We start from the raw sequence: 22,534 nt of genomic DNA, 5'->3' as shown, positions 1-22,534 counted from the left end.
CCGGTCACGAGGAGCGGGCGTCGAGCGAGCGGCGAAGCTCCGCGATCTCGTCACGGAGGGCGTCGACCTGCGCCGAGGTAGCCGCCGCGGAGGACCGGTTCTCCAGCGACACCTTCTCGACGATCCACGAGGCGAGCGTCGCCGTCACGACGCCGATGAGTGCGATCCCGCCCACCATCAGACCGACCGCGATCACTCGGCCCTGCACCGTGATCGGGGTGAAGTCGCCGTAGCCGACCGTCGTGATCGTGACGACCGCCCACCAGAGGGCATCCCCCAGGCTCGTGATGGTGCCGCCCGCGGACTGCTCCGCGTCGAGGACGGCGAGAGCGGAGACCACGACCGTCAGCACGGTCGCTCCCACCGTGTAGATGACGACCTTCCCGCGCAGCATCGCGCCGGTGTTTCGCTGGATCAGCGCGATCACCGTCAGGAATCGCATGAGTCGCAGCGGCCGAAACACCGGCAGCAGCACGATCGCGAGGTCGAGGAGGTGACGGACGAACCAGCGCCCTCGGGGAACGGCGAGGGTGAGCCGAACGAGGTAATCCACGACGAAGGCCGCCCACGTGACCCAGAGGACCACTTCGGCGATCCCCTGGATCGCGCCGTGCGATCGAGCCAGGATCTGCGCAGCGTACGCGCCGAGGAAGGCGACCGCCGCGATCGTGAGCGGCCATTCGACGGCGCGCTCCCAGCGCGCGAGGCGTTCCCCGTACATGACGGAGACGCTACCGCGCCGCGCCGGCACCGGTCGCGGAGAACGACGAAGCCCCGGCGGACTGATGTCGCGCCGGGGCTTCGTGCCTGGTGCACCCCCTGGGACTCGAACCCAGAACCCACTGATTAAGAGTCAGTTGCTCTGCCGATTGAGCTAGAGGTGCAGGCTGTTCGCACGAGGCGAACCGAGGGTCAACGTTACCATCCCGATGCCCGCTCACGCCAATCGGGCCGGGAGGCGCCGGTATCCTTGAGACGTGACCCCCGAACCCCTCGTGCGCTCCTGGAACGAACCGTTCACCGACGACCTCACGAGCGATCTCGAGCTGGCACTGCGCATCGCCGACGCCGCCGACGCGGCGACGATGTCCCGCTTCGACGCGGCAGACCTGTCCGTGGAGACCAAGGCCGACGCCTCGCCGGTCACCGAGGCCGATCTCGCCGCCGAACGGGCGATCCGCGAGCTGCTGGCCTCCGAGCGCCCCGCCGACGGCGTGTTCGGAGAAGAGTACGGCACGTCAGGCGACGCGAGTCGTCAGTGGATCATCGATCCCATCGACGGCACCGCCAACTACCTCAAGGGGATCCCGATGTGGACGACGCTGATCGCCCTCGCGATCGACGGCGTGCCACGCGTAGGAGTGGCCAGCCAGCCTGCCCTCGGTCGCCGATGGTGGGCCGCGACGGGCCTCGGCGCGTGGACGGACGGCGACTCCGCCGGCCCCCGGCGACTCCAGGTCTCGAACGTGTCGACCGTCGCCGAATCGAGCATCAGCTTCCAGAGCATCTCGCAGTGGGACGAGGTCGGTCGTGCCGACACGCTCGTGCGGATGAGCCGCGCCGTGTGGCGCGACCGGGGCTACGGCGACACCTGGCCCTACATGCTGCTCGCCGAGGGACGCTTGGAGTTCGTCGCGGAGTTCGGCGTGAAGGAGTACGACATCGCCGCTCTCGTCCCCATCATCACCGAAGCGGGCGGACGCTTCACCGACATCGACGGCAATGACTCCCTGTCCTCACGATCGTCATTGGCGACGAACGGCCTCCTCCACCACGCCTTCCTCGATCTGGTCCACGACCGCTGACCTCGGAGTCCCGCCCATGTCCGCTCGTCTCCCCCGTCTCCTCGCCGTCTTCGGCACCTCGGTGGCACTGGCCGCGGCGTTTGCCGCGTGCAGCCCGTCGTCTGCCGCGCCCGCGCCCGGCGCCTCCACACCCCTCGCTCCCAGCGCCCCAGCGCAGACCTCTCCCGCAGCCCCTGCCCCTTCGGAGACAGCGGGCGTGGTGGATCCGGCTGACGTGACGTGCGAGAACCTCCTCCCCGCCGACCAGGTGGCCGAGCTCACCGAGCAGGGGTGGACCTTCCGCGAAGATCCCTTCCTGATCGGCGACACCGAATTCCCCGACGGCATCTCCTGCACCTGGGGCGACTTCGAGCAAGAAGTGGAAGACGACCTCCTGCTGTTCGGCTGGTCTCCGATCACCGCGGAGGAAGCGACGACGGCGCAGACAGCGCTGGAGTCCGAAGGCTGGATCATCGAGCAGGGCGCCGACGGCACCTACGTCACGGAAGACCCCGAGGGGGCCATCAACCGCGACGAGGACGGCTACGGAATGACCTATCTCTTCGGAGACGGCTGGGTCACCGTGTCGGACACGAAACAGGGGCTTCTGCTCATCCAGCGGCCCACTAGCTGAGCGGGTCGTACGCGAACGCGCGCACCTCTTGCGCGCAGCGGCATGCGCGGGCCATGCGGGCCGCCCACGCGTGAGCCTCATCGACCGTCGGGAGCTCGAGAATCGTGTAGCCGCCGCGCAGATCGCCCGTCTTCGCGTACGGTCCCGCCGTCACCGTGCCGTCGCCCGAGACCCGCACCGGGTCGACGGTCTCATCGATCCCCCCGCCGAACACGTAGACACCGGCGTCTTTCGCCGCCTGGATCACGGCGTGGGACTCGGCCACCACGAGGTCGAAGTCCTCCGGCGGGAACTCCATGACCCCGGTCGGAAAGGAGATGAGGTACTTGGTCATGCGCCGATTATCGCGTCGCCTCGGCTCGACCGGTAGCGTCGAGGCCACGTCGACACGAGCCGAGGGGCGGCGAGAGGGCGTGAGGCACGGAGGATCGATGGACGAGTTCGACACAGTCGTCGTCGGCGCGGGAGTGGCTGGTCTCACGGCCGCCAGGCTCCTGCGGCGGGCGGGCCGCTCCGTCGTGGTCGTGGAGGCACGGAGCCGCGTGGGCGGCCGCGTCCACACCGATCGCACGGACGGGCGGATCACCGACCTCGGCGCATCATGGATCCACGGCATCACCGACAGCCCGGTGGCTGCCGCCGCGTCGGCGTTCGGTATGTCCACGATGGAGTTCACGGTCGGCGGCTATCAACCCGACAGCCGCCCCATCGCCCACTACGACCCGTCCGGGTGTCGACTGTCCTCGTCTGCGGCGGCGAGCTACGTCGCTGACATCCACACGGTCGACGCCGCACTCGTCGATGTCATCGCCGCCTCCGCGCCGAGGGCGTCGTACCTCGAGGTCACCGAGGAGGTGATCGCTCGCCAGCTGTGGACAACCGAGCGCGCCGACCGCGTGCGGGAGTACTTCTCGCATCGCGCTGAGGAGCAGTACGGAGCGGCCATCGATGATCTGGCGGCCCACGGTCTCGACGACGACGCGATCGACGGCGACGAAGTGGTCTTCCCAGACGGCTACGACCGGCTCCCCCACCACCTCGCCGAGGGACTGGACGTGCGCCTCGGTCATGTCGTGACAGGCGTGCAGTGGAGCGCGGAGGAGGTGCGTGTGACGACCCGCCAAGGGATCTTCGTGGCGCAGAGCGCCGTCGTCACCCTCCCCGTCGGAGTGCTGCAGTCCGGCGATGTCACCTTTGACCCCGACCTTCCCGACGAAATCTCCGCTCCGCTCTCACGGCTGCGCATGAACGCCTTCGAGAAGGTGTTCCTCCGATTCCCATCGGCCTTCTGGGACGACGACGTCTACGCCATCCGCCAGCAGGGTGCCGAGGGGGCGTGGTGGCACTCCTGGTACGACCTCACTCGCCTCCACGGTGAGCCCACGCTCCTGACGTTCGCCGCCGGCCCCGCCGCGATCGCCACGCGAGGTTGGACGGCCGACGAGGTCGCAGACTCCGTCATGGCACAGTTGCGCCGACTGTATGGCGACGATATCCCCGCGCCCACCCGCGTTGATGTGACGGCCTGGCAAGACGACCCCTTCGCGCGCGGGTCGTATGCGTACATGACGCTCGGCTCGTCCACCGACGACCATGACGCCCTCGCGGCCCCGATCGGCGGAGTTCTGCACCTCGCGGGAGAGGCGACGTGGACCGACGACCCCGCCACCGTGACGGCCGCGCTCCTCTCCGGGCACCGGGCGGCCGAACGCGTGCTCGGCCGCGCGGTCGACCTATCGGAGGCGTGGACCGACTGACGCACCTCGCCCGGCACGACGAAGCCCCTCGACGCGGGCGAACCGGCGGCGAGGGGCTTCCTCCATCGTGACAGTGGATTCGTGGAGCTGGGGGGAATCGAACCCCCGTCCAACGCTGTGATACTGCGTCTTCTCCGGGCGCAGTCTGTAGAGACGTTCTGCTCGGCCCCGACCTTTGTCACAGACACCTAAGTCGACAGGCCCAGTCTGGGAAGAGTCCCGCGTGACGTCCAGACGCCGTCACACAGCAAGATTCCTAGATGACGCCAGGATCCGTGTCGGAATCACACACGGTCTGACGGACTATCGGGCTCGCTTAGGCAGCGAGGGCGAAGTCAGTGCGCTTTGCATCGGCACTTATTGGTTCGCAGAGATCGTTAACGAGATAACCCTGCATCCTCGGCCCGCTTCCCGCAGCTTCGCAGGCGCTGTCGAAACCGATCAGCCCCGTGAGCCTTGCGGCAGAGAACCACTGTCACGCTGTGGAGTTGTCACGCTCCGGCACCTCGATGCCAGAGCATTACAGCCTACAACGCTTCGCCACCCCGCGCCATTCCGCGGCGTAGAGTCGAGGCATGAGCGAGGTCATCATCACCGTCCGGGGCGAGCATGAGACTCGGGTCGCGCCTGAACGCGCCGTCGCCCGGATCTCTGCCGTGGCTGATGGCCCCGTACGAGGCACGGTCGTTGACCGGGTGTCCGCGCTCTCCTCCCCCGTGCGCGAAGACCTCACCACCCGCGCGGAGGCCGGCGCGGTCGTGGAGTGGAACAGCGGCCGAGTCACCGTCTGGTCCGATCGCCCCTGGAATGCCGACGGTGTGCAGCTCGACCTCGTCCATCATGCGTCCGTGGAGCTGTCGGCCACGTTCGGCGACCCCGAAGCCCTTGCGGAGTGGCTCGACACCGTCGCCCAGCGAGACGGACTTCAGGTGGGCGGTGTGGAGTGGCAGCTCTCGCCGGAGACACGGGCACGTATCGAGCGCGAAGCCGCGACCCGTGCCGTCGCCACCGCCGTCGAGCGGGCCACCGCCTACGCGCGGGCGATCGGACGCAGCTCCGTCGTCCCGCTGGAGATCGCCGACCTCGGGCTCCTGCGCGGGGCTGAGGTCGACGCGACACCGCGCGTGTTCGCGAAGGCCGCGATGGAGATGGACGCCGCCGGATCGCCCGGCTTCGCCTTCCGCCCGGAAGAGATCGTCGTCCGCGCCGCGGTCGAGGCACGTTTTCGCGCCGAGTGACGGGACCTCGGGAGGCCGATCAGTCGCCGAGGCGGTTGCGGGTGCGCATCGCGCGCTCCGCCTCGCGCTTGTCCTCACGTTCGCGGATGGTCTGCCGCTTCTCGTACTCGCGCTTGCCCTTGGCCACCGCGATCTCGACCTTGGCTCGTCCATCCGAGAAGTAGAGCTTGAGGGGAACGAGGGTGTAGCCGCCGGCCGAGATCGCGTGAGAGAGCTTGATGATCTCGTCTTTGTGGAGGAGCAGCTTGCGGGTGCGCTTGGACGCGTGATTGGTCCAGTGCCCCTGCGAGTACTCGGGGATGTGCACGGCGTCGAGGTAGGCCTGCCCCCCGTCGATGTAGGCGTAGCCGTCGCTCAGGTTCGCGCGCCCCTGTCGCAGCGACTTCACTTCGGTCCCCGTGAGCACCAGCCCCGCCTCGTACGTCTTCTCGATGGCGTACTCGTGGCGCGCGCGACGGTTGGTCGCGACGACCTGCTCCCCGCGTTCCCTGGGCATGATGACTCCTCGTGTCCGATCGCCGTCGGTTCTCGAACGGGCTCGAGAGACGGCAGCCGACCAGCCTACCTCAGGCGCGGAGCCAGCGTCGGATCGCGAATCCGGCCGACAGCGCCGCGAGCACCAGTCCGATGAGGATGATCGCGGGAATGACGGCAGCCGCGTCGGACAGATCCACCCAGGTGGTGATGAAGTTCACGCGCTCGCGGAGGTACCCGCGCACGCCGAACTGGATCCCCGCCAGGATCGCGCCACCGGCCAACAAAGAACCGATGAAAGCCGCGAAGACGCCCTCCAGGATGAACGGGGTCTGGATGAAGCGGTTGGACGCGCCGACCAGCCGCATGATGCCGAGCTCCTTCCGCCGCGCATAGGCGGAGAGCCGGATCGTGGTCGCGATCAGCAACACGGCCGCGACCAGCATGAGGGCGGCGATGCCGACCGCGATGTAGGTGGCGACGGTGAGCGCCGTGAACAAGGGATCGAGGTACTGCATCTGGTTGATGACGGCGTCCACTCCGTCCATCGCGCCGAACGCCTCCGTGATGACGGCGGCCTGCCCCGGGTCGTTCAACGTGACGTAGTACGTCTCGTTCATCTGGTCTTCGGTGACGAACTCGCGGTAGTCGTCTCCGTACAGGTCGAGGACGGCTTGGTAGGCGTCGGCGCGCGACTCGAAGCGCACTCCCTTGACCACCGACTGCAGGGCTTCGCTGTCGAGCTTGTCTTTGACGGCGGCGACCTGGTCCTCTGTGGCCACTCCGTCGACGCAGGTCTTGGAGGTGGAGATCGAGCTGCACAGGGAGACCGCCACCTGCGCGCGATCCACCCAGTACGAGTACATCTTCGTGATCTGGAGCTGCATGAGCATCGCGGCGCCGACGAACGTCAGCGACACGAAGGTCACGAGGATCACCGAGATCACCATCGACGCGTTGCGACGGAGGCCCGACAGGGCCTCGCCGAGGATCAGTCCGACTCTCACGACGTGGGCCCCACTTCGTCTTCGTCGGTGGACAGGCCGAGGCGGTCGGCGGCGCCGAGCCCGTCCAGTCCCAGTTCCTCGAGGTCCACCGAGGGTGCCGCGATCGGAATGGGTCGTGTGCCCGGTGACGGCTCGGCGGCCGGCTGCGTGAGCGCGGGCTCGGGCGAGGCGGAGGCGGCGCCGTCCGCGGCGTCGGGAGCAGCGTTCGCGGTCGGGGTCGGCGCAGGCGGCACGGGCTCGGGAGGGCGGGAGGCGATCTCCCGCTGCAGTTCGAGGACGGCAGTCAGGGCGGCCGTCGCGGCGACGCCCTTCTCTTCCAGCGGGGCAAGACTCGGCAGCGCCGATGTGTCTCCGTATCCGCCGTGGCGGTCATCCCGCACCATCGTTCCCCCGCGCAACTCGATCACGCGGCGCTGCATCTCGTTGACGAAACCGGCCTCGTGCGTGGCCATGACGACCGTGGTGCCGCCTGCGTTGATGCGTGCGAGGAGCTGCATGATGTCGACCGAGGTCGCCGGGTCGAGGTTTCCCGTCGGCTCGTCGGCGAGCAGGATCTGGGGCCGGTTCACGAGCGCCCGCGCGATCGCGACGCGTTGCTGCTCACCGCCGGACAGCTCATGGGGAAGGCGCTTGTCCTTGCCCTGGAGCCCGACCAGCGCGAGCGCCTCGGGCACGGCCTGCTGGATGAACGCGCGCGAGGAGCCGATCACCTGCAACGTGAAGGCGACGTTCTGGAACACCGTCTTTCCCGGGAGCAGCCGGAAGTCCTGGAAGACCGATCCGATGTGACGCCGGAAGTAGGGGACTTTGCGGGTGGAGAGCGATCGGAGATCGCGGCCGAGCACCACGACTCGTCCCTCGCTCGGGGTGTCTTCCCGCAGGATCAGCCGAAGACAGGACGACTTCCCGGAGCCGGACGCCCCGACGAGGAAGACGAACTCACCACGTTGCACCTCGAAGTCGACATCGTGCAAGGCGGGTTTGCTGGTGCCGCGATATCGCTTGGTGACCTGCTCGAACCGGATCATGACCCGTCGAGCCTAAGCGCGGCGCGTGCGGTTGCCGGTCACGACACCCGCAGGAGCGTACGATCCCCGCCCCACGGACGCGCCCTCGCCGCGTCTGCGCCGCGCGCGCCCTCAGGCATCGCCCGGGCGGGGTCAGTCGTCGTCGTCCTTGCGCTTCCGCCACCGGATGCCCGCGGCGATCAGACCGTCGAGGTCGCCGTCGAACACGGCGGCGGGGTTTCCCACCTCGTAGCCGGTGCGGAGATCCTTCACGAGCTGCTGGCCGTAGAGGAAGTAGGAGCGCATCTGATCGCCCCAGCTGGCGGTGATGACCCCCGCGAGCTCCTTCTTCTTGGCGGCCTCTTCTTCCTTCTGCAGGAGCATGAGCCGCGTCTGGAGCACGCGCATGGCGGCGGCGCGGTTCTGGATCTGGCTCTTCTCGTTCTGCATCGAGACGACGATGCCGGTGGGGATGTGCGTGATGCGCACGGCGGAGTCGGTGGTGTTGACCGACTGGCCACCGGGGCCCGAGGAGCGGAAGACATCGACGCGGATGTCGCCCTCGGGGACCTCGACCTCTTGGGCCTCCTCCATGACGGGGATGACCTCGACGGCGGCGAAGCTCGTCTGGCGCTTGTCGGCGGAGCCGAACGGGCTGATGCGGGCGAGGCGGTGGGTTCCCGCCTCGACCGACAGGGTGCCGTAGGCGTAGGGGGCGTCGACCTCGAACGTCGCCGACTTGATCCCGGCGCCTTCGGCGTAGGAGGTGTCCATCACCTTGACGGGGTACTTGTGACGCTCGGCCCAGCGCAGATACATGCGCAGGAGCATGTCGGCGAAGTCGGTCGCGTCGTCACCGCCGGCCCCGGAGCGGATGGTGACGACGGCGGAGCGCGCGTCGTACTCGCCGTCGAGGAGCGTCTGCACCTCGAGCTGCCCGATCGCGTCGCGGAGATTGGCGAGCTCGGTGCGGGCCTCGGCGGCCGAGTCCTCGTCTTCCATCTCGTTGGCGAGCTCGACGAGCACCACGAGGTCGTCGAGGCGCTGGCCGATCTCGCTGACCCGCTTGAGCTCGGCTTGACGGTGACTCAGGGCGCTCGTGACCTTCTGCGCCTTCTCGGGGTCGTCCCAGAGGTCGGGGGCGCCGGCTTCTTCGGACAGGCGGTCGATCTCGGCGCGGAGCCCTTCGACGTCGACCACCGCCTGGATGTCGGCGAAGGTGGAGCGCAGGGCCTGGATGTCGGCGGAGAGATCGAGTTCGAGCATGACACTCCAGACTAACGTGGAAAGGGTGACCGCCGCCGACTCCCCCGACGCCATCGGGAGGATGCTCTGGCGACTCGCGCCGATGATCTACGGCCCGACGGTGCTGTTCGCGCTGGGCGAGGGCGCGCTCCTTCCGCTCCTTCCCGTCTTCGCGTCGCAATTGGGCGCCGACGTGCCGACCGCAGCCCTCGTCGCCTCGGCCCTCGTGGTGGGCCAGCTCTGCGGCAACCTGCCGGCGGGCTGGGCCGTCGCCCGCATCGGCGAGCGGGCGGCGATGGCGATCGGTGGCGCCGTGGCGATGGCGGCCGTCGTGGGCGTGGTCTTCGCGCCGAATCTGGCGGTGCTGGCACTCTCGGTGTTCGCGATCGGGCTGAGTGCGCGGCGTTCGGTCTCGCCCGGCACGCGTTCATGACCACACGGGTGCCGCTGTCGTTCCGGGCACGGGCGCTGTCGCTGCTGGGCGGTACGTTCCGGCTCGGCATGTTCGTCGGCCCGTTCCTCGCGGCGGCACTCCTCGCGGTCTTCGACGACCCGCGGGCGACGGCGTGGTTCTTCGGGATCTGCCTGGTCGCGGCCGTGTCGATGGTGCTGACCGGACAAGACCCCGAGCGGCTGGTGCCGGCACCCCGCCTGGCCGGTGCCGGTCCGTCAGAGGCCGCGGACCCCGATACCGGCGAACCGGTGACCGGACCGGTCCAGGTTCCGCGCCGCGAGCCCGGAACCGGAGTCTTCCGCACGATGTGGCGTCATCGGCAGGTGCTGTCGCGTCTGGGGGTGGCCGCGGCGTCGCTGTCGGCGGTGCGCTCGGCCCGGCAGGTCGTGCTGCCGCTGTGGGGCGTGTCGATCGGCCTGGATGCGCAGACGATCGCCCTCGTCGTGGGGGTCTCTGGAGCGATCGACTTCGCCCTCTTCTACGCCAGCGGCCAGGTGATGGACCGCTTCGGACGGCTGTGGGCCGCGCTTCCCGCGATGCTACTGATGGGCGTGGGCTTCCTCGCCCTATCGCTCACACATGACGGCGATCAGGCCGCGATGTGGTTCGGCGTGTTCGCGGCGGTGCTCGGGGTGGGAAATGGCCTGTCGAGCGGGATCCTCCTCACGCTGGGGGCAGACGCGGCCCCGCAGACCGACCCCGCGGCGTTCCTCGGCTCATGGCGGACCCTCACCGACGCCGGTGGCGCGGTGGCACCGCTCCTCGTCTCGGCCATCGCCGCCGTGTTCTCGTTTCCGGTGGCCACCGGAGTCATGGGAGTGATCGGCCTTCTCGGTGCCGCGGCCTTTGTCCGCTGGGTGCCACGCCCCTGAGCCGTCGAGGCCTACGCGTGTGAGTCGTCGCGGGCCGACCGCATGATGTCGCGTTCCAGCCAGCGAGAGCCCAGACACTGCAGGCCCGCGAGCAGCAGCAGGCCGACGGCGGCGACGATCCACCACGAGACGAAGGGCTCCATCCACAGCGCCGCGACGTAGTACGCCGCGAGCACGGCGGCCACGAGAAGGATGCGCGGCAGGCTGCCGAAGAGGGCACGCGTTGCGTGAAGGCTGAGGACTCTTCTCATGAGATCCATCCTTCCGGCTTCATCATCTGACATTTTCATCCCAGTGCCGTCCGGCTCGTCGCGGTCGAGGTGAGGACGACACCGTCGGGAACGAAGAGGCTGACCACCGGCGGCCGCCACACCGCCTCGACCGTCACCCGCGCGGACGAGCCGTCGGGGGTGACCGCGCGGACGATCCGCATGTCATCCGCCCCGCCGAGCAGCAGACGCGCCTGCTCAGCGACGCCCTCATCCGTCAGACGCGCGACGGGGACGCCGCCGTTCACGTCAATGACGAAGCCGTCCGCGCCCGCGAGAGCAGCAGCGTCCGCGACAGCGTCGACACGCTTCTGCATCAGATAGAGGCTCGTCGCGCTGACGCTCACAAATACCAGAGCGATCGCCAACAGCGCGTATCCGAGCGTCAAGAGCAGGATGCTCCCCTCCTCGTCACGTGCATCCCGCTCGGTAACCGACTCGCTCACGGCTGGCCGCTCCACGTGCGCGCCACCTTTTGAGAGGCCGCGGCATGGACCGTCACCCGTGCCGCGCGCTCCAGCCCGAGGACGGGCGGCACGAGCGGCAGCGCGACGTCGGCGCGCAGCGTCACCGTGATCACTGCTCCCGCGCGAGGACACTCGGCTCCCTGCGGACGGCAGCGCAGTTCGACCCGCACGGAGCCGGGCTCCATCGCATACTCACGTTCGATCGTCGCCAAAACACGCTGTGACCGCAGGTCGGCGTCGCCTCGGCTCTCCGACGTGGCGATCGCGCGCGCCAGGTAACGCGCGCCCGCCTCCACGGCGAAGGCGTGGCCCTGGATCTGGCCGAGTGCGAGGATCAGGTAGACGATCGGGACGAGGAGTACGACGCCGGCAACGATGAACTCCAGAGACGCCGAGCCGGCGTCGTCGCTTCGCGAGTGGTGACTCGTCGGCCGCGGCTCACGGGAGCGTCTCGGCAGGCGCACGGCCGACCACCTCCCAACCACCCGGGACGCCGAAGGGGCCGACCAGGGGAAGCGTCGCCGTCACTGTGACCTCGACCGACGGCTCGCCGAGGTAGGTGACCTCTCGCGCGGTGACCCGATCGACGAAGCCCTGTCCGACGGCACGCTCGACCACGCTCCGAGCGCGGATGGCACCGTCCGCAGTATCCACGTCGGCGAGCGCGCCGTAGTAGGCGCCTTCGACTGCTGCATCGTGCACGACGTTCCGGAGGTACACAGCCACCCCGACCTGGAGAACTCCGAGCGTGAGGAACGTCACGAGAACGCCGACCAGGAGGAACTCGACCGAACCTGAGCCGAGATCGTCGGTGACGTCCGTCAGAACCCTGAGACGCGACTGATCGCTTGCTCGAAGAGGTTGGCGAGTGCTGGTCCGGCCAGCGCCCAGATCGCCACCACGAGGCCTGCCGTCATCAACGTCACGAGCACCCAGCCGGGAACGTCCCCGCGGTCTTCCTCGTGGAGCCCAGAGGCCCCTCCACTCCACCTTTGCCACAGCCTGTTCCACATGTTCTCTCCCCTTTTCTGTGATCACGGCACCGCTCACCCCACACCCAGGCGCAACATGACGATGCCGGGAAAGACCGCGAACAGCACCGACAACGGGAGCAGCAGGAACACGAGCGGGAGGAGCATCGCGATCTCCTTGCGCCCGGCCAACTCCAGCAGGTCTCGCTTGGCTCCCTCTCGCGCATCGGCCGCTTGATCCTGCAGCACCTGCGCGAGGGGAGCGCCGCGGTCGATCGCCGCGACGATGTGATCGACGGCCCGGCCCAGGGCCGCGACATCCAGCCGTTGAGCGACGGCTCGCAACGAGTCGCTCAGGTTCGACCCCGTGCCGCTCTCCACCACCGCTCGACGGATCTCGCTCGTCAACTCGCCGGTGCCCACGTTCCCGACACGGTGCAGGGCGTCACGCAGCCCCTCGCCGGCCGCCAGACACAGGGAGAGGAACTCCAGAACCGTGGGGAGCTCATCCTCGATGCGGACCCGTCGCTGCTGGGCCCGCCGGGTGAGTCGCATCTCACATGCTGCCGCGGCCACCCCGCCACCCAGAGGTGCGATCAGCGTGGCGGCGGGGCCGCCCTCGCCCCACACGGCCGACGCCACAGCGATGAGCGCGCCGGTCAGCACTCCCCCGAGTGCCCAGCCCAGTTGCACCGAGCGAAAGGATGCCACCGACTGCAGCGATCCCGCTTGTTGGAGGCGTCGAGCGACCTGCGCGTGTCCGCCGATCTGTCCGAGGAACCGGTGGAGCCGCGGGATTGCCGTCGCCGACCCCGCGGGTCCCGCGACCGGTGTCAGCCCCAGCGGGTCGGCGATGTCGCGCAAGTACGGCGCAATCCGGCGAGTCAGAGTCGGCGCCGCCCACTGCGGAACACGCGTTCCGAGGAGGAGCAGACCCGTCGCGAGCGCACCGCCGAGGACGACGGCCAGGGCGACCTCGCTGAGCAGACTCACCCGAACCACCGCTGCGGCTCTGGCAGCCGGCCGAGCCGGACCATCAGTCGATACGCCACGACCGACACGCCAGCCCCAGCCAGGATCAGGATGAAGCCCTCGGGCGATGCGTACGCGCGGGACCCCTCGGGGCGGGCAGCGAGCAGTCCCAGCACGAGCCACGGCGCCACGACACCCAAGACGGCAGCGCCGCGTGTCCACGACTGACGCGCCTCGATCTCTCCCCGCAGCGCCGCGTCGGTGCGGACTGACGCCGACAGTGCGCGAAGAACCGCGGTCAGTTCGGTCCCTCCCACCTGGCGAGCCATCCGCAGTGTCTCCAGGATGCGATCGCTCACCGGATCCCCCAGGACGGCTTTGAGCCGGAGAAGCGCCGAGTCGAAGTGCCCAGACGCCGCCAGATCGGCAGAGAAGACTCGAAACGCCGGGCGCAGGGCCGGCGGCGCAGAGTCGGCGAGCGACGCCACGCCGTCCGGAAGCGACATCCCCGAGCGCACGGATGCCACGAGCAGATCGCAGACGTCCGGCCACAGCGTGCGCCGCGCGCGACGCAGGCGACGAGCCCTGGAACGCAGCCACACAGTCGGGGAATGGGCGCCGGCTGCAGCGGCGGTGAGAGCGACGGCGAGAAGCCCCGTGGCGAGCCACGCCGCCGAGGCGCTGCCTGCGGCCGCGGCGATCGAGAACATCGCTACACGTCCGGCGGGGATGTGCGCGTAGCCTGCCACGTCGAGCAGGCGGCGCGCACGCCCCGACTCCCGCGGCACCATCCGCCGATCGCCAGGCGGCCAGAGCCATGGCGACAGGGTGAGCAGGATCCCCGCCGCCAGCACCCCGCCGATAAGGACGATCACCGGAGCGTTCCTTCGTCGAGCGCGCGCGTCTCGACAGCCCCGCCGACGACGCGGCCAGTGACCTCGACGACCTCCGACACGATCCGTCTGCCGTCTCCACGGCGAGCGCAATGGAGCACGAAGTCGACCGCTGAGGCGACGGCGGGAACGACGAATGACGAGTCGATGTTGCCTCCGGCCAAGAGCGGAAGCGACGCGAGCCTGCGCAGAGCATCAACTGCGGAGTTCGCGTGAATGGTCGCTGCACCGGGAACACCCGTGTTGAGCGCGAGCAGCAGGTCGAGCGCCTCCGCCCCGCGCACCTCACCGATCACGAGCCGATCCGGCCGCATCCGAAGTGCCTCCTTCACGAGTCGGCGGAGGGTGACCTCGCCCGTTCCCTCCAAACCGGGCTGCCTCCCCTGCATCGCGACGACGTCGGGAGCAGTGATCGCCAACTCGAAGGTCTCCTCCACGGTGACGATCCGGTGGGACTCGTCGGCGGCAGCGATCAGCGCTCCCAAGAGCGTCGTCTTTCCGGCATGCGTCGCGCCGGACACGAGGAACGACTTCCCGGCGTCGATCGACGCGACGATCCAGTCGGCGGCCCGCTCACTGAGGGATCCACCGGCGACCAGCGCCGGAAGGCTCCGCACGTCGGGCAGGAACTTGCGGATATTCACCGCCCAGTGCCGATGCGTGACATCGGGGATGACGACGTGGAGCCGCGAGCCGTCAGGGAGGGATGCGTCCACGAATGGATGGCTGAGGTCCACCCGACAGCCCGTCGCGTGGAGCATACGCTCGACGAGGTCCCGGACATCCTCCTCCGTCAGCCGCAGGGGCAGTCGCTCGGCGCGTCCCCCACGGGCGCAGAAGACACGGTCAGGTGCATTGATCCAGACCTCCTCCACCGTCGGGTCGTCCATCAACGGCTGCACGGCGCCGTACCCGGAGACCCTCGCGAGAATCGCCCGGACGGCCGCCTCCTCATCGTCGACCGGGGCAACCCCGCGCGACGGGGCGAAATCGTTGTGACGCTGAATCTCGACGAGGGCCAGACGCCGTGCGCGTTCCGGCTCCCGCAGCGGATCCACCTGCTCCACGCGGAAGACATCGCGCACTCGCTCACTCAACGCGCGCGTCACGGAGAGGTCCTCGGCGGCATCGATCAGCGGAAACATCGCGATCATCCTGACGAACCCGCAGGCGACGCCTCCGAAGTTATCCACACCGCCGATCGGCGGCGCCGAGGATCAGAGGTCGCGGCGAGCGTAGAGGCGCGTGGCGACGATGCGAGAGGCCATTCCGAGGCCCAGCACGAGGACGAAGGCGCCCACGGTGAGCCACACCGGGGGGACCGAGACCAGCGCGGCCACGAACGCCTCGCCCGCCTCGGGCACGAGGCCTCCGACAAGGACGACGACCACGACGATCGCCGCGGGCACCGCGAAGCCCACCGTGCGCGCACGGGTGGCCCCCACCGCGAAGTACAGCGGCAACTCGATCGAGAGGACCACCCCGGCAACGGCCAGGCTCCCCGCGGCGATCCCGAGCGCGAGCGGCAGGTCGAAGCCTGTCGACAGCGCCCTCGCTGCCACCGGTGAGATCAGGAGCCCGACAGCGGCCATGACGACGAGGATCACGAGGGCTGTCGCGTAGCGGCCCGCCACGACCCTCTGCCGCTCGATGCCGAGGGCCCCGTAGAGAGTGTCGAGTCGGCCTCTCTCATCGTTGCCGAACAGGTACTGCGGAGCGATCATGACCGCGAACACGCCGGCGGCGGGGATGACGGCATAGGGGCTCTGTGACGGCAGGGCGGCAGCGACGAGAAGCACGAGCGCCGGGAGCATGAGCGACCGGGCGGATGGCCGCAACGAGCGCAGGTCGAGTCGGATGAACTGCACGACGGAGTTCATGGGTCACACCTCCTGGGGCTGTTGGCGCTGGTGGTGGACGACGACTTGCTCGATCGTCGGCGCCTCGATCTGGACCGACGGCCCGAACGCCGCGGTGTCTGTGGTGCGGATGATGCCGTCGAACGTGTCACGGCCCCGCCGCAGCCCCCTGACGAGGGCCGCATTCTCGGTGGTCACGTCCTCGAGCATTCCCCGGACGTAGGCGAACTCGGTCGTGAGCTCATCGGTGGGGCCCGCGTAGACGACCTTGCCCTCGTCGATGAACAAGAGGTGGTCGGCGAAGTTCTCCAGGTCGCTCGTGATGTGGGTGGAGAAGACGAGCGATGCTTCCGGCCCCGTCATGTAGTCGCGGAGGACGTCGATGAGGTCCGCGCGTGCCGACGGGTCCAGTCCGCTCGTGGGCTCATCGAGGATCAGCAGCTCCGGCCCCTCGGCAAGGGCCAGCGCGGTCATCATCACGCTCCCCTGGCCTCGCGAGAGGTCCTTCACCTTCGCGTCAGCGGACAGCCCGAACCTCCGGCAGAGCCGGTCGAACAGCGACGCGTCCCAGCCCTCGCGGAACTGCGCATAGGTTGCCGCAGCATCACGGACGCGCCAGTCGGGAAGGACGAAAGGCTGATCGAACGCGACACCCACGCGGTCCGGCGACGGAAGCTGGATGGTCCCCTGGTCGGCGTGGACGAGACCCACGAGTGTGCGCAGAAGGGTCGTTTTTCCTGCGCCGTTGGCCCCGACGACCCCCGTGACGAAACCGCGAGGTACAGCAAGGTCAAGCGGGCCGACGACGAAACTCCCCCGCCGCTTGACCAGCCCCGAGACCTCCACCACGTTGTCCATCGTCCTCACCGTTCCCACTCCTCCTCGATCATCGTCATCAGCTCCTCTCGCGACACCCGGCCCGTGGCGCGAGCGCGCGTCACCACCTGGCGGACCCCCGCCCGAGCGCGGTCGAGCGCGCCGGCGCGGGCGACGTCGGCGTCGATCTCGGCGACGAACGACCCCTTTCCCGGCACGTTCACGATCAGCCCTTCGGCGGCCAGCTCGTTGTACGCGCGGGTCGTGGTGATGAGCGACACGCGCAGCTCCTCGGCGAGAGCGCGCAGCGACGGCAGGGGTGATCCTGCGGAGAGCTCGCCGGACATCACCTGCGCGCGCAGCTGCTCCACGATCTGTTCGTAGAGCGGGACGCCGGAGGTCGTCGAGACGATCATGCGCATGTTCACTCCTCCCCGGCGTCCTACTGTATATACACACTATATACACTTCTCAGACGCGGCGCCACGCCTGCTTTTCTCCAGCCCGTCGCGGGTGCATATGGTCTGACCACAAGTAGACTCGCCGCAGGCGGTCATCGCCGCGAAAGGAGCGGATGCGATGCTCAGCATCCCGGACACCCTCGACGTCCAGGCGGACGCCGCCGTGCACAAGGCCGATGGGCTGCGCACTCCCCTGCGCTTCACGCTCTCGGGCATGCTGGCAGGCGCCTACATCGGGATCGGCGTGGTTCTGATGGTCGCCACCGCCGGGCCGCTTCTGGCGGGTGACACGGGTCTCGGCAAGCTCGTCGCCGGGCTCGTGTTCGGCGTCGCACTCACACTCGTGGTGTTCGCCGGCGGTGACCTCGCCACCTCGGCGATGATGGTCCTCCCCCAGGGAGCACTCATGCGAGCGATCAGTCCGTGGCGGGCGGTGGCGACTCTCCTCGCCACCCTCGCCACGAATCTCCTCGGGGCGCTCGTGTTCGCCGCGCTCATCGTCGTGTCGGGCGTCCTCCACTCCAACGCCGCCGCGGGCGACATGCTGCAGAGCATGCTCTCCGCCAAGGCGCACGAGTCTCCCGCTGAGCTCCTCGTCCGCGGGATCCTCTGCAACCTGCTCGTGTGTCTCGCGATCTGGATGTGCGCTCGCGTCCACTCCGAGGCGGCGAAGATCCTGCTCATCTTCGCCGCGATTCTGGCCTTCATCAGCTCGGGCTTCGAACACGTCGTGGCCAACATGACCACCTACGGCATCGGCCTGTTCGGCGGCTACGCCGACACCACCTGGCTCCTGTTCGCCTCGAACCTCTGGTGGGTGGGCCTCGGGAACCTCATCGGCGGCGGACTGTTCGTCGGCGTCGCCTACTGGGTCATCGGCGGCTCCCCGCGGCGGGTCGGCGCCGGATCGACGACGCTGGCGACCGCCGATTCCACGGCGGATTCGCAGACCCGCGCCGTCTCGGACGCGAAGGCCGCCTCGATAGACTGAATCCCCCGCGGGAGTGGTGGAATTGGCAGACACGCAGGATTTAGGTTCCTGTGCCGAAAGGCGTGTGGGTTCAAGTCCCACCTTCCGCACGGGACGAGGCAATCCGCGTCGTCCGTCATGACCGCCGACCGCATGTCCGACCGACGGGACCTCCGTGCATTCCATCGCCCTCATCCCCTGGCTCGACCCCACCACGATCATCGAGGCGGCCGGTCCCTGGGCTCTGCTCGTCGTCTGCTTCATCGTGTTCGCCGAGACCGGACTGCTCGTCGGCTTCCTCCTGCCGGGCGACACCCTCCTGATCATCTCGGGGCTGCTCACCCACACGAACGAGATCTTCGGCGTCAACATCTGGGTCGTGTCGCTCCTGATCGCCCTCGCGGCGTTCCTCGGCGGAGAGGTCGGCTACTACATCGGACACAAGGGCGGGCCCGCCGTGTTCGAACGCAAGGAGTCCGGACTGTTCAGCCGCAAGAACGTGGAGCGGACGAACGCCTTCTTCGAGCGGTACGGCGGTCTCACGGTGATCCTCGCCCGCTTCGTCCCTATCGTCCGGACCTTCGCGCCGGTGGCGGCGGGCGTCGGCCACATGCCCTGGAAGCGATACAGCCTCTACAACTTCATCGGAGCGATGATCTGGGGCTTCGGGCTCACGATGGTCGGCTTCCTCGTCGGCTACATCCCGTGGGTCGCGCACCTGGTCACGGAGTACATCGACCTCATCCTGCTGGTCGCCGTCGGCGGTACGGCGGTCTTCACCCTCTGGCACTACTTCTCGGAGCGCCGCAAGGTGCGCAAGGAAGCGGCGGCAGGCGTGGAGCCTCGCGTCGACGCCCGCGAGGCGGAAGAGCTCGCCCTCGAGCCGGAGGTCTTCGACGATCCGCTCACCCCCGACGCCGAGAGCAGCGCCGAGCACCGACAGCGCGACGAGCCCCGCACCGAGGCCTGAGCGAGCGCCCGTTCAGGACGCCTTCTTCGCCGCCTTCTTCGGCGCGGCCTTCTTCTTCGTGGACGCGCCATCGCCCGACGCCGTGCCGGTGGATCCCTTCTCGTTCGACACACCGCGTGCCGCGCGACTACGCTCCACGCTCGCGCGGAGCGCTTCCATCAGGTCGATGACCTCGCCACCGGAGTCGGCGTCGCCCGCTTCGCCGAAGGTCTCGCTCGTGTCGAGCGCGTCGCCCTTGTCGAGCTTGGCCTCGATCAGCGTCCGCAACTCGGCCTGGTAGGCGTCGGTGTACTCCGCCGGATCGAAGTCGCCGGAGAAGCTCTCCACGAGGGAGGCCGACAGGTCGAGCTCCTTGTCGGAGATCTTCACCTCGGTCTCCAGCGCCGGGAACGACGCCTCGCGCACTTCGTCGGCCCACAGGAGCGTCTGCAGCACAAGCACGTCTCCGCGCACGCGGAGCGCGGCCAGCCGCGTCTTCTGGCGGAGGGAGAATCGGACGATCGCCGTCCGGTCGGTCTGTTCCAGCGTCTTACGCAGGAGCACATAAGCCTTGGGTGAGGACGAGTCGGGTTCCAGATAGTAGGCACGGTCGAGAGTGAGCAGGTCGATCTGCTCGGACGGCACGAACTCGACGACCTCGATCTCGCGACTGCGCTCGGCCGGCAGCGACGCGAGGTCTTCCTTGGTCAGCACCACGGTGCGTTCCCCGTCGTCGTACGCCTTGTCGATATCGGCGTAGGGGACGACCTCGCCGTCGATCTCACAGATGCGCTGATAGCGGATCCTGCCGCCGTCGCCCGCGTGGACCTGATGCAACGGCACGTCGTGGTCTTCGGTCGCGGAGTAGACCTTGACCGGCACGTTGACGAGGCCGAACGTCAGGGCGCCCTTCCAGATGGATCTCATCGTCCCAGTAGACACCGAGGGCGCCGATGGTCGCCAGGGGTTGCCCGTTAGCCTTACGCCATGGCAGATGCTCCGCGCCGCGCTTCCCCGCAGACCGTCGAGGTCGCCGGGCGCCGGTTGCGCGTGAGCAACCTCGACAAGGTCCTCTACCCCGAGACCGGCACGACCAAGGGAGAGGTGGTCGACTACTACGCCCGGATCGCCCCGCTCCTCCTGCCGCACGTCGCCGGCCGCCCGGTCACCCGCAAGCGCTGGCCGGAGGGCGTGGAGTCGGCACCCTTCTTCGCCAAGGCCCTCGAGGCCGGTGCCCCGTCCTGGATCCCGAGGCGTCCGATCGCCCACAGCTCGGGATCGAAGGACTACCCACTCATCGAGGAGACGGCAGCCCTCGTCTACTTCGCGCAGACCGCGAGCCTGGAACTGCACGTGCCGCAGTGGCGGTTCACCCCCGAGGGCGACCGCGGCCGGCCCGACCGGCTCGTGCTCGACCTCGACCCCGGGCCGGGCGTCGGCCTCGTCGAATGCGCGCAGGTGGCCCGCTGGGCACGGGCGGTCCTGAGCGACCTCGGAATGGACGCAGTCCCGGTCACGAGCGGCAGCAAGGGCATCCACCTCTACACGCCCCTCGACGGCTCGCGCACGAGCGAGCAGATATCCGCGTTCGCGCACGAGCTCGCCCGCGCGCTGGAAGCAGACCACGGAGACCTCGTCGTGAGCCAGATGAGCAAGGCCGCTCGACCGGGGCGGGTGTTCCTCGACTGGAGCCAGAACAACGCAGCGAAGACGACGATCGCCCCCTACTCGCTCCGCGGTCGCGCCCAGCCGACCGTCGCAGCACCCCGCACGTGGGCCGAGCTCGACGACGTCGACCTGCGCCATCTCACCTTCGCCGAGGTCCTCCAGCGCGCCGACGACGCGAGCGACACTCCGCCGGCGCCGTCCCCGCGCGCTGCGAGAACATCCTCCGCCGACGCGCTCGCCCCTTACCTCGCCAAGCGCTCCGCCGACAAGACGCCGGAACCCATGCCCTCGCCCGGAGGACCCGCCGTCGCCGAGGCCGACGGCACGGCGGCGCGGTTCGTCATCCAGGAGCACCACGCCCGACGGCTCCACTACGACCTCCGCCTGGAACGCGACGGTGTGCTGATGAGCTGGGCCGTTCCTCGCGGCGTGCCGGAGACCGGCGCCCAGAACCACCTCGCGGTGATGACGGAGCCGCACCCGATGGAGTACCTCAACTTCCACGGCGAGATTCCCCAAGGGCAGTACGGCGCCGGGACGATGACCATCTGGGACGTCGGCACGTATGCGACCGAGAAGTGGCGCGACGACGAGGTGATCGTCACGCTGCGGGGCCGGGAGACGGGACCGCTCGGCGAGGCGCGGCTGGCCCTCATCCGCACCGGCGGAGAAGGGGAGAAATCGCAGTGGCTTCTGCATCGGATGACCCCGGAGCCCGCCACTCCGTCCGGCCGCGCGCACCACCGGCCGTCCGCGCCGGCTTCCCGTTCTCACCGGCGTCCTCCGGCAAACGGCGAGGACGGCCCCGCGATCGCTCCGATGCTCGCGACGCCGTCCACGCCGGAGTCGGCGCGACTCGCCCTGCGCCGGTGGTCGGCGCCGTGGGTGGAGTTCAAGTGGGATGGGGTTCGCGCGATCGGGACCTGGGACGGACAACGTCTGCGTCTGACCGCGCGCAGCGGCACCGACATCACGGACCGCTACCCGGAGCTCTCCGACGTGGATGCCGGGTTCGGCCCCATCCCGTGCGTCGTCGACGGAGAGATCGTCGCCCTCGACGCCTCCGGCCGTCCGAGCTTCACCCGACTGCAGAACCGCATGCACCTCGCCTCCCCCGGAGAGATCCGCCGCGAAATGACGCGCACCCCCGTCCAGTACTTCCTTTTCGATCTCCTCTCACACGGCGGCACCGATGCCAGCCCCCTGCCTCTCGCACAGCGACGTGAGCTCCTGGAGGCCGTGGCCTCCGACACGATCGAGGAGATCAGCGTTCCCCCGGTCGTCGACGACCTCGACGTGGCCCTCGCCACCGCAGAGGAACTGGATCTCGAAGGCGCCGTGGTGAAGGACCCCGAGTCGCCCTACCGCCCGGGCCGGCGCAGCGAGCAATGGCTGAAGGTCAAGCGCACGCACACCCTCGAGGTCGTGATCGGCGCGATCCGCCCCGGGAAGGGGGGTCGCGCCGGCCAGATCGGCTCTCTCCTGGTCGGGATCCCGGGACCGGACGGCCTCCGCTACGCCGGACGCGTGGGGTCGGGATTCAGCGACCGCACGCTGCGCATGCTCGACGGCGCACTCGCACCGCTGCGCTCGGCGACGGATCCGTTCGTCGGCACTCCGGCCGCCGATGCCGCCGATGCACTCTGGGTGCGCCCGCGCCTGGTCGCAGAAGTCGAGTTCGCCGAGCTCACCCCCGACGGCATCCTCCGGCACGCGCGCTGGCGCGGGCTCAGGTCGGACATCAGCGCCGACGACCTCTCCTGACGC

25 protein-coding genes, 2 tRNA genes, 1 other RNA gene and 1 pseudogene are annotated in these 22,534 nt (G+C 69.1%); 9 read left to right on the top strand and 20 right to left on the bottom strand.

The features are described 5' to 3' along the window. Positions 1 to 4: 4 nt before the first annotated feature. Together QM591_RS16130 and QM591_RS16125 are read right to left on the bottom strand one after the other, a co-directional pair. Entirely contained in the window at positions 5 to 721 is a 717-nt protein-coding gene (locus QM591_RS16130; protein ID WP_415133912.1) for a potassium channel family protein, read from the bottom strand. A gap of 87 nt (positions 722 to 808) precedes the next feature. Continuing rightward, positions 809 to 884, bottom strand: a tRNA-Lys gene (locus QM591_RS16125). A 93-nt stretch (positions 885 to 977) separates the two neighbouring features. Here QM591_RS16125 and QM591_RS16120 point away from each other — a divergent pair. Together QM591_RS16120 and QM591_RS16115 are read left to right on the top strand one after the other, a co-directional pair. Then, a complete protein-coding gene (locus QM591_RS16120; protein ID WP_415133910.1) occupies positions 978 to 1,805 on the top strand; it encodes an inositol monophosphatase family protein in 828 nt (275 codons plus the stop codon). Positions 1,806 to 1,821: 16 nt separating this feature from the next. Next, positions 1,822 to 2,418 carry a hypothetical protein gene (locus QM591_RS16115; protein ID WP_415133908.1) on the top strand — a complete coding sequence of 199 codons (597 nt, stop codon included), beginning with the start codon at positions 1,822 to 1,824 and terminating at the stop codon, positions 2,416 to 2,418. On the opposite strand, the gene QM591_RS16110 is transcribed toward QM591_RS16115, so the two are convergent. Further along, the gene (locus tag QM591_RS16110) at positions 2,411 to 2,752 is read right to left on the bottom strand and encodes a YciI family protein (protein WP_415133906.1); all 342 of its coding nucleotides are present in this window, start codon (positions 2,750 to 2,752) and stop codon (positions 2,411 to 2,413) included. The two genes, QM591_RS16115 and QM591_RS16110, sit on opposite strands and share 8 nt — an antisense overlap. Positions 2,753 to 2,849: 97 nt before the next feature. On the opposite strand from QM591_RS16110, the gene QM591_RS16105 reads away from it, so the two are divergent. Next, positions 2,850 to 4,175 carry a flavin monoamine oxidase family protein gene (locus QM591_RS16105; protein ID WP_415133904.1) on the top strand — a complete coding sequence of 442 codons (1,326 nt, stop codon included), beginning with the start codon at positions 2,850 to 2,852 and terminating at the stop codon, positions 4,173 to 4,175. Between the two features lie 79 nt (positions 4,176 to 4,254). On the opposite strand, the gene ssrA is transcribed toward QM591_RS16105, so the two are convergent. After that, positions 4,255 to 4,624: a transfer-messenger RNA gene (gene ssrA, locus QM591_RS16100) on the bottom strand. A 126-nt stretch (positions 4,625 to 4,750) separates the two neighbouring features. Here ssrA and QM591_RS16095 point away from each other — a divergent pair. Next, positions 4,751 to 5,413 carry an SIMPL domain-containing protein gene (locus QM591_RS16095; protein WP_415133902.1) on the top strand — a complete coding sequence of 221 codons (663 nt, stop codon included), beginning with the start codon at positions 4,751 to 4,753 and terminating at the stop codon, positions 5,411 to 5,413. A gap of 19 nt (positions 5,414 to 5,432) precedes the next feature. Here QM591_RS16095 and smpB read toward each other — a convergent pair whose 3' ends face one another. The 4 genes from smpB to prfB form a co-directional block, all read right to left on the bottom strand. Continuing rightward, positions 5,433 to 5,909: an SsrA-binding protein SmpB gene (gene smpB, locus QM591_RS16090; RefSeq protein ID WP_067160889.1), complete on the bottom strand. Its 477-nt coding sequence runs from the start codon at positions 5,907 to 5,909 to the stop codon at positions 5,433 to 5,435. 70 nt (positions 5,910 to 5,979) lie between these two features. After that, entirely contained in the window at positions 5,980 to 6,894 is a 915-nt protein-coding gene (gene ftsX / locus QM591_RS16085) for a permease-like cell division protein FtsX (protein WP_415133900.1), read from the bottom strand. Next, positions 6,891 to 7,922, bottom strand: coding sequence for a cell division ATP-binding protein FtsE (gene ftsE / locus QM591_RS16080; protein ID WP_415133898.1), 1,032 nt, complete (start codon positions 7,920 to 7,922; stop codon positions 6,891 to 6,893). Before ftsE ends, ftsX begins: the two co-directional genes overlap by 4 nt. Before the next feature lie 132 nt (positions 7,923 to 8,054). Further along, the gene (gene prfB, locus QM591_RS16075; protein ID WP_415133896.1) at positions 8,055 to 9,167 is read right to left on the bottom strand and encodes a peptide chain release factor 2; all 1,113 of its coding nucleotides are present in this window, start codon (positions 9,165 to 9,167) and stop codon (positions 8,055 to 8,057) included. Between the two features lie 61 nt (positions 9,168 to 9,228). Between prfB and QM591_RS16070 the strand changes: the two are divergent. Beyond that, positions 9,229 to 10,472 (top strand): annotated as a pseudogene (locus tag QM591_RS16070) (MFS transporter). Positions 10,473 to 10,483: 11 nt separating this feature from the next. Here the strand turns inward: QM591_RS16070 and QM591_RS16065 are convergent. The 11 genes from QM591_RS16065 to QM591_RS16015 form a co-directional block, all read right to left on the bottom strand. Continuing rightward, complete coding sequence (locus QM591_RS16065; RefSeq protein WP_415133894.1) at positions 10,484 to 10,723, bottom strand: hypothetical protein; 240 nt, start codon at positions 10,721 to 10,723, stop codon at positions 10,484 to 10,486. Positions 10,724 to 10,758: 35 nt separating this feature from the next. Beyond that, positions 10,759 to 11,187 carry a pilus assembly protein TadG-related protein gene (locus tag QM591_RS16060; RefSeq protein ID WP_415133892.1) on the bottom strand — a complete coding sequence of 143 codons (429 nt, stop codon included), beginning with the start codon at positions 11,185 to 11,187 and terminating at the stop codon, positions 10,759 to 10,761. Continuing rightward, entirely contained in the window at positions 11,184 to 11,672 is a 489-nt protein-coding gene (locus QM591_RS16055; RefSeq protein ID WP_415133890.1) for a TadE family protein, read from the bottom strand. The genes QM591_RS16060 and QM591_RS16055 overlap by 4 nt, the downstream gene beginning before the upstream one ends. Further along, positions 11,647 to 11,970, bottom strand: a complete 324-nt coding sequence (locus QM591_RS16050) for a TadE family protein (protein ID WP_415133888.1) — start codon at positions 11,968 to 11,970, stop codon at positions 11,647 to 11,649. The genes QM591_RS16055 and QM591_RS16050 overlap by 26 nt, the downstream gene beginning before the upstream one ends. Before the next feature lie 59 nt (positions 11,971 to 12,029). Then, positions 12,030 to 12,221, bottom strand: a complete 192-nt coding sequence (locus tag QM591_RS16045) for a hypothetical protein (RefSeq protein ID WP_415133886.1) — start codon at positions 12,219 to 12,221, stop codon at positions 12,030 to 12,032. 33 nt (positions 12,222 to 12,254) lie between these two features. Beyond that, the gene (locus QM591_RS16040) at positions 12,255 to 13,172 is read right to left on the bottom strand and encodes a type II secretion system F family protein (RefSeq protein WP_415133884.1); all 918 of its coding nucleotides are present in this window, start codon (positions 13,170 to 13,172) and stop codon (positions 12,255 to 12,257) included. Next, positions 13,169 to 14,026, bottom strand: a complete 858-nt coding sequence (locus QM591_RS16035; protein ID WP_415133882.1) for a type II secretion system F family protein — start codon at positions 14,024 to 14,026, stop codon at positions 13,169 to 13,171. Before QM591_RS16035 ends, QM591_RS16040 begins: the two co-directional genes overlap by 4 nt. Next, entirely contained in the window at positions 14,023 to 15,189 is a 1,167-nt protein-coding gene (locus tag QM591_RS16030; protein WP_415133880.1) for a CpaF family protein, read from the bottom strand. Before QM591_RS16030 ends, QM591_RS16035 begins: the two co-directional genes overlap by 4 nt. Before the next feature lie 72 nt (positions 15,190 to 15,261). Next, on the bottom strand, positions 15,262 to 15,924 hold the full coding sequence (locus QM591_RS16025; protein WP_415133878.1) for an ABC-2 transporter permease: 663 nt from the start codon (positions 15,922 to 15,924) through the stop codon (positions 15,262 to 15,264). A gap of 3 nt (positions 15,925 to 15,927) precedes the next feature. Continuing rightward, positions 15,928 to 16,761 carry an ABC transporter ATP-binding protein gene (locus QM591_RS16020; RefSeq protein WP_415133936.1) on the bottom strand — a complete coding sequence of 278 codons (834 nt, stop codon included), beginning with the start codon at positions 16,759 to 16,761 and terminating at the stop codon, positions 15,928 to 15,930. A 5-nt stretch (positions 16,762 to 16,766) separates the two neighbouring features. Next, positions 16,767 to 17,141 carry a GntR family transcriptional regulator gene (locus QM591_RS16015; RefSeq protein ID WP_415133875.1) on the bottom strand — a complete coding sequence of 125 codons (375 nt, stop codon included), beginning with the start codon at positions 17,139 to 17,141 and terminating at the stop codon, positions 16,767 to 16,769. Positions 17,142 to 17,298: 157 nt separating this feature from the next. Here QM591_RS16015 and QM591_RS16010 point away from each other — a divergent pair, with 157 nt between their 5' ends. The 3 genes from QM591_RS16010 (at position 17,299) to QM591_RS16000 (ending at position 19,120) form a co-directional block, all read left to right on the top strand. After that, entirely contained in the window at positions 17,299 to 18,171 is an 873-nt protein-coding gene (locus QM591_RS16010; protein WP_415133873.1) for a formate/nitrite transporter family protein, read from the top strand. Positions 18,172 to 18,178: 7 nt separating this feature from the next. Continuing rightward, positions 18,179 to 18,260, top strand: a tRNA-Leu gene (locus tag QM591_RS16005). A gap of 65 nt (positions 18,261 to 18,325) precedes the next feature. Continuing rightward, positions 18,326 to 19,120: a DedA family protein gene (locus QM591_RS16000; protein ID WP_415133871.1), complete on the top strand. Its 795-nt coding sequence runs from the start codon at positions 18,326 to 18,328 to the stop codon at positions 19,118 to 19,120. A 12-nt stretch (positions 19,121 to 19,132) separates the two neighbouring features. Here QM591_RS16000 and QM591_RS15995 read toward each other — a convergent pair whose 3' ends face one another. Continuing rightward, positions 19,133 to 20,026, bottom strand: a complete 894-nt coding sequence (locus QM591_RS15995; protein ID WP_415133869.1) for a Ku protein — start codon at positions 20,024 to 20,026, stop codon at positions 19,133 to 19,135. A 60-nt stretch (positions 20,027 to 20,086) separates the two neighbouring features. Between QM591_RS15995 and QM591_RS15990 the strand changes: the two genes are divergently transcribed. Further along, positions 20,087 to 22,531: an ATP-dependent DNA ligase gene (locus tag QM591_RS15990; RefSeq protein ID WP_415133867.1), complete on the top strand. Its 2,445-nt coding sequence runs from the start codon at positions 20,087 to 20,089 to the stop codon at positions 22,529 to 22,531. Positions 22,532 to 22,534 lie beyond the last annotated feature (3 nt).

The sequence above is a fragment of the Microbacterium sp. genome, from assembly GCF_047607225.1.
Lineage (GTDB): Bacteria > Actinomycetota > Actinomycetes > Actinomycetales > Microbacteriaceae > Microbacterium.
The sequence above is the reverse complement of the archived record's forward strand: the minus strand, read 5'-3'. Positions and strand labels throughout refer to the sequence as shown.

Coding starts and splice junctions, on each gene's coding strand:
- QM591_RS16130 (WP_415133912.1), bottom strand. CDS start 721: ATGTACGGGGAACGCCTCGCGCGCTGGGAGCGCGCCGTCGAATGGCCG.
- QM591_RS16115 (WP_415133908.1), top strand. CDS start 1,822: ATGTCCGCTCGTCTCCCCCGTCTCCTCGCCGTCTTCGGCACCTCGGTG.
- QM591_RS16110 (WP_415133906.1), bottom strand. CDS start 2,752: ATGACCAAGTACCTCATCTCCTTTCCGACCGGGGTCATGGAGTTCCCG.
- QM591_RS16105 (WP_415133904.1), top strand. CDS start 2,850: ATGGACGAGTTCGACACAGTCGTCGTCGGCGCGGGAGTGGCTGGTCTC.
- QM591_RS16095 (WP_415133902.1), top strand. CDS start 4,751: ATGAGCGAGGTCATCATCACCGTCCGGGGCGAGCATGAGACTCGGGTC.
- smpB (WP_067160889.1), bottom strand. CDS start 5,909: ATGCCCAGGGAACGCGGGGAGCAGGTCGTCGCGACCAACCGTCGCGCG.
- ftsE (WP_415133898.1), bottom strand. CDS start 7,922: ATGATCCGGTTCGAGCAGGTCACCAAGCGATATCGCGGCACCAGCAAA.
- prfB (WP_415133896.1), bottom strand. CDS start 9,167: ATGCTCGAACTCGATCTCTCCGCCGACATCCAGGCCCTGCGCTCCACC.
- QM591_RS16065 (WP_415133894.1), bottom strand. CDS start 10,723: ATGAGAAGAGTCCTCAGCCTTCACGCAACGCGTGCCCTCTTCGGCAGC.
- QM591_RS16045 (WP_415133886.1), bottom strand. CDS start 12,221: ATGTGGAACAGGCTGTGGCAAAGGTGGAGTGGAGGGGCCTCTGGGCTC.
- QM591_RS16030 (WP_415133880.1), bottom strand. CDS start 15,189: ATGTTTCCGCTGATCGATGCCGCCGAGGACCTCTCCGTGACGCGCGCG.
- QM591_RS16025 (WP_415133878.1), bottom strand. CDS start 15,924: ATGAACTCCGTCGTGCAGTTCATCCGACTCGACCTGCGCTCGTTGCGG.
- QM591_RS16020 (WP_415133936.1), bottom strand. CDS start 16,761: ATGGACAACGTGGTGGAGGTCTCGGGGCTGGTCAAGCGGCGGGGGAGT.
- QM591_RS16015 (WP_415133875.1), bottom strand. CDS start 17,141: ATGCGCATGATCGTCTCGACGACCTCCGGCGTCCCGCTCTACGAACAG.
- QM591_RS16010 (WP_415133873.1), top strand. CDS start 17,299: ATGCTCAGCATCCCGGACACCCTCGACGTCCAGGCGGACGCCGCCGTG.
- QM591_RS15995 (WP_415133869.1), bottom strand. CDS start 20,026: ATGAGATCCATCTGGAAGGGCGCCCTGACGTTCGGCCTCGTCAACGTG.
- QM591_RS15990 (WP_415133867.1), top strand. CDS start 20,087: ATGGCAGATGCTCCGCGCCGCGCTTCCCCGCAGACCGTCGAGGTCGCC.